This is a genomic window from Sphingobacterium sp. ML3W, from assembly GCF_029542085.1.
Taxonomy (GTDB): domain Bacteria; phylum Bacteroidota; class Bacteroidia; order Sphingobacteriales; family Sphingobacteriaceae; genus Sphingobacterium.
Window position 1 is genome coordinate 3,730,418 of sequence record NZ_CP107036.1, and the last position, 14,871, is coordinate 3,745,288.

A 14,871-nucleotide genomic window follows, 5' to 3' on the forward strand; every position below is an offset into this window, starting at 1 on the left:
GAAAAAGTCAAAAACTCAATACGATGATTAAGAATTACCTTAAAATTGCCTGGCGGAATATCAAAAAAAATAAGGGGTTTTCCTTATTAAACATGTTTGGCTTAAGTTTGGGCATTACCTGCTTCCTGTTACTAGCAGCCTATATTTTTCACGAATCAAGTTATGAACGTTTTTTTCCAAATGCCGACCGTTTAGCTTATTTCAGTCTGACCTATAAGGCACCCAATAGCAACGAAGAGGTAAATTCGAGTGTAACACCAACAGCCCTAGCCCCCACCTTGCAAGCAGAGCTTCCCGAAATCGAACAGGCAACCCGATTATTTGAATATTCCAAAGCCGGAAATATAGAATCGAAAGACGAAACAACGAAGGAAAAAAAACTGATGTATGCTGATCCTAATTTTTTTAACACCTTAGGTTACACATTTATCGAGGGCGATGCAAAACATGCATTAACTGAACCAAATCAAATCGTACTGACTAAAAAACTCGCCGAAAAATACTTCCCAAAACAATCTGCACTGGGAAAAACCTTAGCTATAGATAAAGTCAATTGGAAAGTCTCCGGTGTCATACAAGATTTACCTACAAATACACAGATAAACTTCACGGCCATTCTTTCCAACAAAGATTTAGCACGCTACAAGCAACCAGAATGGTCTTCGGCAAATGACATCACCATTGCGCTACTAAAAAACAAGGACAGTTTTGGCGCCATTCAACAGAAATTAGATCAGATCACCAAAGCGAAATTCGCCGAGGCAACCAAACAAGGTTATCAATTTAGCTTTTCAATTGAAAAACTAATCGATATTCATCTGCATTCTAAGGCTGCGGGTTCTGGCAATCTGGTGTATATCTATATTTTGATGGCTCTAGGAGCTGCGCTTATTATCCTGACGAGCATTAACTTCACAAATTTAATATTGGCACATGCCATCGAACGCAAAAAGGAAATTGGAGTTAAGAAAGTTTTAGGTGCCGCCCGAAAAACGATTTTCTTGCAATTCTTCTTAGAATGTAGTTTGATGGTATTGCTCTCCCTTTCTTTAGGCCTGCTGGCTACATTTCTATTATTGCCCGTATTCAGTTCGTACATGGGAAGCGAAATGCAATTAACGGTATGGACAGATCCCAGGTTCTATGCTATCCTGTTTCTATTTTTTATCGTATTGACACTACTTTCTGGCGGATGGCCGGCCTATTCTATTGCCAGCTCAAAACCAATGTCTATTTTCAAACGGAAATTGACGGAGAAACAAAGCGGGATTTCTTTTAGCAAGGTATTGGTCACCTTCCAATTCAGCATATCCATCTTCTTTATCATCTGCACCTTATTTGCGGGACGTCAAATGCAATTTATACAATCCAAAAATACAGGGCTAGACCGCACGAATATGCTGGTCATCGACGGGCAGGGATGGCAGGACAAGGAACGGCAATTGTTAAAAGATAAATTGATGCAGCTCAATAGTGTTCAGGGTGTAACTGCTTCCTATGACAATCCAGTCAATATTCAGGGCGGATATAGCATTAATGAAGTTGAGGGCCAACCAACCGATTTTGAAATGAATGTGACAGCAATTCCTATCGAAAAAGATTTTGTATCGGTCTTCCGTATTAAAACGGTCGCAGGGGAGCCACTTTCTGATACGGATATTTTGCGTGCACGGGATACCGTATCACCAGAATTCGGTTTCGTTGTCAATACACTTGCCGCATCGGCGATGGGATTTAAACCACAACAGGCTATCGGTAAGAAAATAAATTTAAACGGCCGTAAAGGCAGTATTAAACAAGTTGTTGCCAGCTTCAACTTCGCTTCACTCCACAATGAGATTAAGCCTATTGTACTTTTTCCTGAATACTATTATTTTGGTAATATTTTCATCCGACTCAACCCAAATACGCCAATTCAAGACGCAATAGCGCAAGTGAAATCGGTCGTGAAAGACATTAATGCGAAAAACCAATTTGAATATCATTTTCTAAATGATGACTATAGCAAACTGTATTTAAAAGATCAACAGACGACAAAAGTCATGCAGCTCTTCTCAATTATTACAATTGCCATTGCTTGTATGGGATTATTCGCGCTATCTGCTTATGCTGTGCAACAGCGTGTAAAAGAAATCGGAATCCGCAAAGTATTGGGTGCTTCCGTATTCAAAATTGTCAAGATACTCAGCGTTGACTTTATGGTACTCGTCTGTTCAGCCCTATTGATCGCGATACCATTGGGATGGTACGCCATGCATCGCTGGATGGACAATTTTGCTTATCACATTACACTGGACTGGTGGATATTTATTATTGCAGGATCAAGCGCACTGCTGGTCTCCTTTATTACAATCAGTTTTCAGACGGTAAAAGCAGCAGTCACAAATCCCATTGACAGTTTAAGGGATGAATAATTATCAATTATCTCATATTTCAATAGAAACAACATGTTTAAAAACCATATCAAAATAGCTTGGCGGAATCTTTGGAAAAGTAAGAGCTATTCTATTATTAATATCATTGGACTTTCCATCGGTATGACTGCTGTATTGATTATCGGCATATGGGTGCAAAATCAGTTGCAGTTTGACAATTTTTATAGCGATAAAGAAAACATCTACAAGGTTTTGAACAAAAATCGTAATGAAGAGGGCAAAATCAGCTTACAAGAATACACCTCAGGACAAGCTTCCCCGGCATTAATTGCCGATTATCCCGAAGTTGAGCGTGCAGCACGTATCTATTGGAGCATTAGTAGGCTAATTTCTTTTGATGACAAAAAGATCAAGTCTAAAGGCAACGAAGTCGATCCGGCCTTTATTCAGCTATTTGATTTTAAACTTTTAAAAGGCAATAACAGTAAGGCTCTTGGGGAGACAAGAAATATTATCCTGACCGAAAGTCTTGCCAAAAGTATCTTCGGTGATAAGGATCCTATAAATAAGACGATTATATTGGACAACAAGGAGCCTTACAAAGTCTCCGCTGTCATGCAGGATCTTCCAGGCAATACAAATTTTGATTTCACCTACCTCATTCCGCTTGTCAAAGCCGACGATTATTCGCCCAACTGGAATACGATTGCTTTCACGACCTATGTTCAACTAAAAAAAGGAACCAATATAGATGCTTTTAATAATAAGCTCATCGATATTATCAAGAAAAAGACCAATAGTGAATTGGGAGGATCCTTATTTATGTATCCAATGTCCAAAATGCATCTGTATTCAAAATTTGAACAAGGTGTTCCAGTTGGCGGAAAAATTGATCAGGTTAAACTTGTTGCGGGTATTGGTTTATTAATTTTATTGATTGCCTGTATCAATTTTATCAATCTCAGTACGGCGCGCAGCCAAAAACGGGCAAAAGAGGTCGCTATACGAAAAGTTGTTGGTGCAAAGCGTTTCAACCTTATCGCACAATTTCTGACAGAATCCTTATTATTGGCGATGATTTCTGGGGTACTTGCGACTACATTGGCAGTACTGACACTTCCGCTATTCAATAAGATATTTGATAAACCTTTGGTACTTTCATTGTCAGATCCAACAATCTGGCTCTCGTTGATCGGGTTTGTTTTTCTAACAGGCATCCTGGCGGGATTATATCCTGCATTTGTACTATCGGCTTTCAAACCGATAAAATCATTGAAAATATTTGGCTCATCAAAAAAGATCACCTTGAACTTTCGTGAATTATTAGTCATTTTTCAATTTGGTATTGCCATCATACTTATGATAGCCACGATTGTCGTCCGGAGACAAATTGAATATGCGGGACAACGTGATGTTGGCTATAACAATTCCCAACTAATAGAGATGGGCATGGAAGGCGATATGGGGAAAAACTATGACGCAATTAAATCAGAACTGATCAACAGTGGAATTGCTACTGCCGTCACACGTTCAGGGTCGTCAATAACCAGTAATGCCGGTAGCGCATGGGGTGGTTTTTCCTGGGATGGTTCAACGCCGGAACAAGGAAAAAAAATGGGCTTTAACTTGGGGAGAACAGAAAGTGACCTCGTCAAAACACTTGGATTAAAACTCATTGCCGGTCGGGATATCGACTACGCCAGGCTACCTGCGGATAGTTCGGCAGTACTGTTGAATGAGGCAGCCATCAAAGAAATGAATTTGAAAAATCCAATAGGAACGTACTTCAAATGGGGAAATACCACCCATATCATTGTAGGGGTTATCAATGATTACATCAGTGGTTCGCCCTACAGTCCGGTAACACCTTTGCTCATCACTTCAACAAAGAAATCCCTGTACAATTTAATTATCCGAACAAATCCAGCTTCTCCTGTGCAGGATCAGCTCACACGGATCGAACAGATTCTAAAAAAATTCAATCCCGCATATCCATTCGAGTATCAGTTTGTCGACCAGAAATTTGCCACTAAATTCAAAGACCAACAACAAACAGCCCAGCTCGCTTTCATCTTTTCGGGGCTAGCGATCTTTATTTCCTGTCTGGGTTTATTTGGACTAGCATCATATATCGCCGAGCTGAGGACCAAAGAAATTGGTATTCGTAAAGTACTGGGCGCCTCAGTAAGCGGAATTACGGCGATGCTATCCAAAGATTTTGTCAAGCTTGTTATTATTTCTATTCTAATTGCTTCACCTATTGCATGGTGGGCAATGAATAAATGGCTGCAGGATTTCTCTTATCGAATCGAAATACAGTGGTGGATTTTTGCATTAGCAGGCTTAGCAGCCTTGGTTGTCGCCTTCGTGACGGTAAGTTCGCAAGCAATCAGGGCGGCAAATCACAATCCAGTGAAAACATTAAGGGACGAATAATTATTTCAAGATAAACAACATGATCAAGACATACATCAAAATCGCGTGGCGGAATTTACTGAAGAATAAAGCTTTTTCGGCAATTAATATCATTGGGTTAGCCATCGGTATGGCTGGGGCCTTACTTATTGCCCTATGGTTGCAGAATATGTTGGGTACAGACCGTTTTCACGAAAAAAGTGATCGGCTTTATATTATCAGTAACCGCGATACCTATCAAGGCGAATTACAGGCCTGGACAAATACGCCTAAGATCATGGGGCCAACACTGAAAAGTGATTTCCCCGAAATTGAAAGCTTTACGCGTATCGAGCAGGATAATAAATTTCTAACAAGCTTCGGTGATAAAAATCTTGTTTCCAGTGCCACTTTTGCCGATCCCGGTTTCTTCAATATGTTTAGCTATCCATTGCTTAAAGGAGATAAAACCAATCCGCTTAAAGATGCAAACTCGGTTGTCATTACGGAAAAATATGCAAAGGCTCTTTTTGGTGATACGGATCCAATAGGAAAAACCATCAAAATAGAATCAACGTATTTAGTGACCGTCCAGGCGATCGTAAAAGATCCTTCCAGCTACAGCAGTATACAATTTGATTATCTGCTATCGTGGGATTTGGCCAAGAAAATGGGCTATGTAGATGAAAATTGGTCAAACAATTCAACCTATACTTACGTGCTGTTACGGGAAGGGACAACATTGGAAAACTTCAATGCTAAAATTAGACTTTTCAGCCAGAACCATATCAATGTAGGAGATAATGAAATCAAATCGACAAACGAAATCTTTGCATTTCCATACAAAGACACTTATCTCTACAACAAAAGTGAAAATGGCGCTTATACTGCCGGACGGATCCAGTTAGTTCATTTATTTACCTGGATCGGTGTCTTTATTTTGCTTGTTGCCTGTATTAATTTTATGAATCTCAGTACAGCCCGCTCCGAGAGAAGAGCCAAAGAGGTCGGCGTACGTAAAGTAGTCGGTGCACAAAGAAAAAGTCTTATTCTACAATTTATTATCGAGAGTATACTGGTCAGTATTGGTGCAATGATACTCGCTCTCGTAGCCATCGTATTAGTTCTCCCTGCCTTCAATGATCTGGTTGAAAAAAATCTTACCATCTCCATCTTGTCCGGTAATACATGGTTGTTCTTAATTGGCTTCACGTTGTTGACTGGAGTATTGGCGGGAAGCTACCCTGCATTTTTTCTCTCCTCTTTTAAGCCGTTAAAAACATTAAAAGGAAAATTGAATACATACAACAAAGGAATCAGTGTACGCTCTATCCTGGTTGTCGTCCAATTCAGTCTCGCTATTATCTTGGTTATAGCGACTATCATCGTTTCGCAACAAATCCAGCATACCAAGGATCGCGATCGTGGTTATAATGACAATGGGCTTGCTGCGACCCGATTTACGGGCAAACTTAACAGCGGAAAGATCTACCAGACTCTTCGAAATGAATTGTTGGCCAGCAATGCCGTGCTCTCGGTGACAAAAAATATGTCCCCGGTCACAGATCGTTACAGCAATGGCTGGGGTTTCTCCTGGCAGGGCAGTACAGAGAGCGATAAAAAAATCTCCTTCAACCGTTTCAGTACCGATGCCGATGCCGTGAAAACGCTGGGATTTAAACTTGTTGCTGGACGAGATATAAATATTTATCAATATCCGACAGACAGTAATGCCATGTTACTGACCGAAACAGCGGTCAAGCAGATGCGCTTGCAGCATCCGGTTGGGCAAACGATAAACGGTGATGGTCAGGACTGGGTCGTCGTTGGGGTAATCAAAGATTTTATTACGGAATCTCCCTTTGAAGCAAGTTATCCAATGGTCGTCTTTGGGCCTAAATCCTGGTTTACAAATATCCACTATCGTTTAAATCCAAACAACAGTACTGCAGTCAATTTAAAAACTATCGAAGCAATCTTTAAAAAGTTCAATCCAGAGTATCCATTTGACTACAAATTTATAGACGAAAATTTTGAAGCTAAATTCAAAGAAACACAATCTATTGGGACGATTTCAATGCTATTTTCAGGGTTGACCATCTTTATTTCCTGTCTTGGTCTACTCGCCTTGATCGCATATATGGCTGAGACACGTATGAAAGAAATCGCGGTTCGCAAAGTCCTCGGGGCAAGTTTGACACAGGTAACTTCATTGCTATCGGTAGACTTTATTAAATTAGTGATCATTGCTATTCTGATAGCCTCACCAATCGCTTGGTGGATAATGGACAAATGGTTGCAGGATTACAGTTACCGTATCCAGATTCAATGGTATTATTTTGTTATTGCGGGACTAATGGCGATATTAATCAGTATGGCAACCATAAGTTATCAAGCCATTAAGGCCGCACTTAGCAATCCGGTGAATAGTCTGAGAAATGAGTAAACAATAATACCAACCAATACGATCCCATTATGATAAAGAACAATCTAAAAATAGCGTGGCGGAATCTAAGAAGAAATTCTTCCACCTCAATCATCAATATCACTGGGTTAGCCTTGGGGATTGCGATCTGTTTGCTGATAAGCCTATATGTCACCGATGAATTCAGTTTTGATCGGTTCAATACAAATGCGGATCGAATTGTACGTGTCGTCTTTCGGGGTACGGTACAAGGAGGAACGATGAATGAGGCACATGTCATGCCGCCTGTGGCAGCCACAATGAAAGCTGAATTAGCAGAAGTACAGGAGACAGCGCGTTTGAGACAAGCTGGAGCACCCTTATTTACGGTTGGTGATAAAGTTTTTCGTGATGAACAGATGGCCTATGTTGATGCCTCCTTCTTTAAAATATTTACCTTGCCTCTTATCAAAGGTGATGCGAATACCGCGTTGAAGATGCCCTATACCACGGTAATATCTGAATCCATGGCACGCAAATATTTTGGAACAACAGACGTTGTAGGTCGGGATCTCGCCATAAAAGGTGATCAAAATATCCTAAAAATTACTGGGGTAATGAAGGATATCCCCAGAAACTCGCACTTCCATTTCGATATTTTCACCTCAATTTCGGCACTGGAAGATTCCCGTTCAAACTCCTGGATGACATCCGAATATTATACGTATGCGCTGCTCGCAGAAAATACCTCATTAAAAAGTCTAGAGAAAAATTTAGCGGCCTTATTTGACAAACATGTTGGAGCCCAGTTTATGGCTGGATTCGGAATGAGCTATGCGGATTACAAAAAATCAGGCAATACAATAGGTCTCTATTTACAGCCCCTGACCGATATCCATCTGCACTCCAATTTTGGCTACGATCTAAGTCCATCAGGTGATATCCGGTACATTTATATTTTTAGTGCTATAGCGCTGTTTATGCTATTAATTGCGACGATCAATTTTATGAACCTATCAACGGCAAGTGGTTTCCGGAGAAGCCGGGAAGTAGGTGTACGGAAAGTACTAGGTGCCGACAGGCAAAGCCTGATCCGTCAGTTCCTCTCCGAAGGCATTCTGCTGACCTATCTGGCATTGTTTCTAGCAGTCGGGATCGTTTTACTTGCTCTTCCTCTATTTAATCAATTATCAGGCAAATCCATTGAGATCCATCAACTCGATTTTGCCAAAATAATCCCCCTCCTGCTCGCATTCGGCTTACTGATCGGTCTATTTTCGAGTACTTATTCGGCTTTATATCTAGCGGCATTCAACCCTTTGGTTGTATTAAAAGGACGTTTGTTGCGATCTACAAAACGGTTCAATCTCAGGAGCAGCCTTGTGGTATTTCAGTTTATTATTTCCGTAGGGCTCATTTTCTGCACAGTGGTTGTCATCCGACAGCTCGATTATATGCGAAACATCAAATTAGGCTATGAAAAAGAGAATGTCATTGTGATCCAGAGTTGGCCCTTGGGCGAAAACGAAAAAACGTACGTCAAGCTATTATCCGAAGACAGCCGTATCAAGCATATTTCCCGCTCATCTTACCTACCCGCTGGAGAAACCAACAACAATAACTTCTTTGTCTATCCAGACGGAAATACAGAAAAATGGGTCAAAACACTACGTTATGATGTAGACGAGAACTATATTGCTGCAATGGGCATGCAGCTTCATGCGGGACGAAATTTTTCGAAAGCTTTTGGTAACGATACCTTATCCATTATCGTGAATGAAACCGCAGCAAAAGATCTGGGTTGGAAAGAAAAAAGCCTTGGCCGTACATTGACCAATAAGGATAATAAAACCTATCATGTCGTGGGTGTTGTCAAAGATTTTCATTTTAAATCGCTACACGAATCCATTTCACCATTGGTCATGGTATTGGGCGACCAAGCAGGGAGTCTGATTGTCAAAACACAGACAAAAGATACCGAGGCTCTCATTCAAAAGTTGAAAGCTGTCTATGACTCATTCCCTTCCGATATTCCATTCAATTATTCTTTCCTCGATGATCGCTATGCCCAGACCTATCAGGCCGAAGTCAAAACAGGAAAATTGTTAAGCATATTCGCCGGACTGACGATTTTTGTCGCCTGTCTAGGTTTATTTGGATTAGCTATTTTTACGGCAAATCAGCGCCGGAAAGAAATAGGTATACGTAAAGTCATCGGCGCCTCCGTTCCTGGTATCACACGGATGCTTTCGGCGGAATTTATCAAACTTGTTCTGATCGCCATCGTGATTTCTTCACCGATAGCCTGGTGGGCGATGTACAAATGGCTGGAAAATTTTGCTTACCGCGTTGAAATGCAATGGTGGATGTTTGCCGTTGCAGGGCTACTTGCTGTATTGATCGCACTTCTGACCGTTAGTTCACAAGCCATCAAGGCAGCTGTAGCAAATTCGGTTGATAGCCTGCGGGAGGAATAATCTCCTATACGACAAAAACAATGATATTGTAAACGCAACACAATAAAATTATGATTAAAACATATTTCAGATCAGCGCTACGACAACTATTGAAACATAGCTACTATACCTTTTTAACAATTGCTGGTTTAGGTCTGGCAATTGCATGTAGTTTATTTATCTATAGCTATAATAGCTTCCAATATAGTTTTGATCAGTTTCATACCGATAAAGATCGTACCTTTCTAGTCGTACAGGATCTGAAACTAGAGCAGGTCGAACATAGCAAAGGTGGATCTTATGCCATGTACAACGCTATTTTACGTGAAATTCCTCAAGTGGAACGAACGGTATTGTATATGGATAATAAGGACCTGATGCTACGGATAGCAGATCAGTTGTATAAAACGGAGGGCAAAGCCGCTTTTGTTTCATCGGAATATTTTAACACATTAAATTTCCCCTGGTTAGCGGGATCCCCAAAAGATCTGGATCAGCCTAATACCGTCGCATTGACCAAAACAACAGCCAAAACTTATTTTAATAACGATAACCCCTTGGGCAAAACGATCTTGGTCGACAGCAAATTTCCAGTGAAAGTTGTGGGTATCATAGATGACCGTAACAAAAATTCAGACTTCCGTTCAGAAATCTATTTTTCGCAAAGTTCGCTCGCTACTTTATGGCAAATCCCTCAAAACGACGGGTTCTTTAATAATTGGGGCTACTCCAACTCAAGCAATAATATCCTTGTCACCTTAAAAAACGCCGCCGATAAAAATACCGTCGAGCAGGCCATACATACGCTGGTTGCCAAGTACTGGCACAAAGATGTACTACAGACATTCAGTTATAAACTCCTGCCCTTAACAAGTTACCATTTTGACACAGATTACGGAAAGGGAACACAACGTACACTTCTGAGTATACTGGTCGCAATTGCCATCGGAGTCAGTATCATGGCATTGGTCAATTACAGCAACATCACCTTTGCCAGACAAATGAACCGCAGTGTAGAAATGGGCGTGAGAAAGGTACTGGGCTGTTCCAAAAGACAACTCTACATTCAGTTTCTGATCGAAACCCTGATCCTGACCGCTGCTGCTATCATCTTCGCCTTAGTTTTATTGCTGATCTTTTCCAATTGGGCAAATCAGGCTCTTTTTCCACATGAACCTGTACAGATTGTCCATCCTCGGTCATTTATAGCTATCATTGGCCTCATCTGGGTTTTAACGAGCCTGTTGACCTCCATCTATCCCCTCATTTTTGTCAACAAGATGGACATCCAGCAGGCATTGAAAAAGCTGACCATAGGCCCCTGGAACTTTAGCCGCAAAACGCTTATTGTTTTTCAGAATGTGATCGCCATGACGCTGCTGATCGCCACTTTTGTTATTGTCTTACAGGTAAATCACCTCAAAAACACAGATATTGGATTCAGTAGGGAGCAGGTTATCCTGCTTCCGTTCACAAAAAAAATGATCCAATCAAAAGCGAAAATCGCTCATTTCATCAGCAATAGAACCGATGTTCAATCGTACACTTTTAGCGATAATCCACCTTCATCTGAAAAGGTATGGGGCGGAACCATCCAGTTTGACAACAAAACAGAATGGGAAAAATGGCCTGCCCGATACGCTATCGGGGATTCTACTTATATCAGCACTTTTAACATCAAATTATTGGCAGGAAGAAATTTCAACGACAATTCCAAGAAACCTGAATTTCTGATCAATCAAAATATGGCTACCGCATTGGGCTATAAAGATCCTAATGATATTATCGGCAAGTCTTTAAACGCCGGTGGGCTGAACGAAGAACAAGTAGGAATAATTGTAGGGGTTGTTGCGGACTTTAGCACCAATTCGCTGAACGACCTCATCTCTCCTACAGTAATTGGGTATAACGAAACACGGTTAAAAAATGTAGCGATTAAACTGAAGGGTACCGATCACCAACTGCTCGTGAAAGACCTGGAACAGCAATGGAAAAATTGGTATCCCGATGAAGTGTTCCAATACAAATTCTATGATCAGCAGATTGCTCAGCTCTACAAGAAAGAAGCATTATTGGAAAAACTAATCTGGATCGCTGCTATCGTCGCGATAAGCATCAGTATGCTCGGTTTTTTGGGACTGCTCTCCATTAACATCCTGAAACGAACAAAAGAAATCGGAATCCGAAAAGTGTTAGGTTCTTCTGTAACAGGTATTATTGTATTGTTGTCACAAGATTTCTTTAAATGGATAACAATTGCTTTTTTACTTGCTACACCACTTGCGTATTATCTTATGAACCGCTGGCTGGACAATTTTCCATTTCGGATCAGTATGGGCTGGTGGATCTTTGGATTGGCTTTCTGCATTGGGCTTATTTTAACGACTGCCGTGGTATCTCTACAATCCATAAAAGCCGCCACCGCCAATCCTGTTGATAGTTTAAGGGACGAATAGAAAGGAAGCTGTCAAACAAGAGATAAGCGATCCTATGGATAGCTTAAGCTAGGTCAGGTTTACCTGTCTTGTTATTTGCTATCCGTTCGAGGAATCGACCAGACCGAGGTGTTCGCGGGTGTACAATGACTGTCCGATTTCGGACAGCCCACTCGGTAAAAACAATTTTAACAAACTAACAATCAGTAAACTACAGGCTTGGCCAAGGATTTGTATTATCGTACACAAATTAGCAAAAACCAAAACCTGCATCCGATCCGTTTGCGGTGATGAAAATAAACCTTATACGAGTGACAATGACTTTTACAAACTTCAAGATTGCCTGGCGGAATATCCGAAAGAAAAAAATTCAAAACCTGATCAACCTAGTTGGATTGACCCTTGGCATTACCTTTTTACTACTGGTCGGGGCCTATGTATGGGATGTTCAACAGGTAAATAGCAAGATCAAAAATATAGATCAGCAATTTTTATTACAGAGCAAGTATAAGAAAGAAGGATTTGGGATCAATTTGACCACAATCGGAGCGCTCCCCAAAGCCCTGTATGAAGAATATCCAAATTTGGTTGCCAACTATTATCGTATCGATGGATTAACAGGTATTATCGCTAATGGTGCTACAATCCATGAAGAAGGGATGGCCCTCGGTGATCCCAGCCTTTTGACCATGTTTGGTTTTGAACTTTTAGCAGGTAATCCTAAGACCGCGCTGAATAATCCCTTTTCTGTGGTGATCACCGACCAGGCTGCCTTAAAATATTTTGGAAACATAAATGTCCTAGGAAAAACCTTGCAGATTAAAAATTTCAAAGGCGAAAAACATGATTTTGAAATTACGGCCGTCATAAAAACTGCTGTACAAAATGCGATCATGGATTTGACAAAGGATATGCATTCCGATATTTTCCTGCCCATTGCCAACGAACAATACTTTGGCCGATCTCTGGATAACTGGAATAATCCTTACATCGCAGGTTACCTCGAATTGAAAGCTGGGGTGACGACGCAACAACTGGATGCGGCGATTCAAGCGCTGGTGCATAAAAACACCGATCAAGAATTTGCCAGCCAATACAGCCCCGACCTAAAACCGTTGAAAAGCTATTATCTAGACGATAATCAAGGCGCTGTCCGCAAAATGATTCAGACCCTAGTCTGGATAGCAATTTTTATCCTGGTCATGGCCATCATCAACTTTATCAATTTTAGTATTGCACAGCATATTACACGATTGAAGGAAATCGGTGTGCGCAAGATTATGGGTTCTTCCAGACCACAATTGGTAAGGCAATTGCTGACAGAGTATATTCTTATCGTAGCTATTGCAGCATTGATCAGTCTGCCCATCTATAGCATAGTACGCCCTTTGTTTGCATATGTACTGATGCGCGAGCTGCCATCTCTAATCAATTTACCGGGCTATTTTTTCGGTTTATTGGCCCTATTGACTGTAGTGATCGGCATGCTGGCGGGATTGTACCCAGCAATTAAACTGTCCAATATCAAGATACTTCCTTCGGTCAAAAATCAGTTCTCCGCATTGGGTGACAAGCAATTGGCTCGGAAAGTACTCTTGTTCTTTCAGTTCGCTGTTGCGCTACTCCTCTTGGTCTGCACTCTGATTATCTCCAAACAAGTCAATCTATTTATAAATAGCAATTTAGGGTACAACAAAGATTATCTGTTGACAGTACAGGCACCAAGGGACTGGTCCGAAAATGGTATCCGGAAAATGGAGGCCATCCGGCATGAGCTGCTGCAGGAATCAGTAGTCAAATCTGTGAGCCTTTCCTATGAGACACCAGGGCTATTAGGCTCAAATATGCAACCGGCTTTTGGCAATAACAACGATACGGACGTACAGGTGCAACGGATTAACAGTGACAGTTACTTTTTGGAAACCTATGAAATCCCCTTATTGGCAGGTACCTTTTTACCCAAAAATGCACTGACAAATACCACAAATAGATCCGTTGTGATCAACAAGAAAGCCATGGAAGATTTTGGCATCAGTGATGCCGAGAGTGCCATTGGTCAACAGATCGCCCTGAACGATCCAAAAGATAAGATGACCATTGTGGGCGTCACCGATAACTTTGTCGCAAATTCTCTTCACCGTGCATCCCCAGCTATTGTCTGGACAGATATCCATGAAAATTTCCAATACCGATACCTGAGTATCCGTTTAAAACCGGGCAGATTGTCCAGAGCAGTACAAGGACTGGAAAAAAAATGGAAAGAATTAATGCCTGATGCACCATTTAAATATCAATTTATGGATGACCGCATCAAAGGTTTATATGAAACGGAACTGCAACTGCATCGGGCAGCACAGATCGCCAGTGCTGTTTCACTTTTGATCGTTGTACTGGGATTGACCGGTCTAATCTCCTTATCGATTCATCTCCGTAACAAGGAAGTAGGTATCCGCAAAGTGCTGGGCGCCTCATTATCACATTTGATGCTGTTATTTTCAAAGGAATACTATGGCATATTTCTATTGGCGGTTTTGGTTACAGTCCCATCTAGCTATATGCTGATGCAACATTGGCTACAGAACTATATAATCCGGATAGAAATCAATGCTTTTACCTACCTTTTACCACTGGGCATACTGCTGAGCATACTTAGCCTACTGGTAGGCTTCATCGTATTTCGGGCGACCCGGTTTAATCCTGTTGAAAAATTAAGGGATGAATAATGTATTTCAAATTGCCCTTATCAATCCCATCAATAGTTTACGGGATGATAAGAAAAAGTAAGCCGTAGGTTATCGAAGCTAAAA

General features: G+C 41.1%; 6 protein-coding genes. All 6 read left to right on the forward strand.

Annotation, left to right across the window (positions count from 1 at the left end):
- The first annotated feature begins 23 nt into the window (after positions 1 to 23).
- The 6 genes from OGI71_RS15845 (at position 24) to OGI71_RS15870 (ending at position 14,787) form a co-directional block, all read left to right on the forward strand.
- On the forward strand, positions 24 to 2,414 hold the full coding sequence (locus OGI71_RS15845; protein ID WP_282250213.1) for an ABC transporter permease: 2,391 nt from the start codon (positions 24 to 26) through the stop codon (positions 2,412 to 2,414).
- A 33-nt stretch (positions 2,415 to 2,447) separates the two neighbouring features.
- Positions 2,448 to 4,811, forward strand: a complete 2,364-nt coding sequence (locus OGI71_RS15850; RefSeq protein ID WP_282250214.1) for an ABC transporter permease — start codon at positions 2,448 to 2,450, stop codon at positions 4,809 to 4,811.
- A 19-nt stretch (positions 4,812 to 4,830) separates the two neighbouring features.
- Positions 4,831 to 7,215, forward strand: a complete 2,385-nt coding sequence (locus OGI71_RS15855; RefSeq protein ID WP_282250215.1) for an ABC transporter permease — start codon at positions 4,831 to 4,833, stop codon at positions 7,213 to 7,215.
- A 29-nt stretch (positions 7,216 to 7,244) separates the two neighbouring features.
- Positions 7,245 to 9,650: an ABC transporter permease gene (locus OGI71_RS15860; protein WP_282250216.1), complete on the forward strand. Its 2,406-nt coding sequence runs from the start codon at positions 7,245 to 7,247 to the stop codon at positions 9,648 to 9,650.
- 50 nt (positions 9,651 to 9,700) lie between these two features.
- Positions 9,701 to 12,085, forward strand: coding sequence for an ABC transporter permease (locus tag OGI71_RS15865; protein ID WP_282250217.1), 2,385 nt, complete (start codon positions 9,701 to 9,703; stop codon positions 12,083 to 12,085).
- A gap of 296 nt (positions 12,086 to 12,381) precedes the next feature.
- Positions 12,382 to 14,787, forward strand: a complete 2,406-nt coding sequence (locus tag OGI71_RS15870; RefSeq protein ID WP_282250218.1) for an ABC transporter permease — start codon at positions 12,382 to 12,384, stop codon at positions 14,785 to 14,787.
- The last annotated feature ends 84 nt before the right edge of the window (positions 14,788 to 14,871 follow it).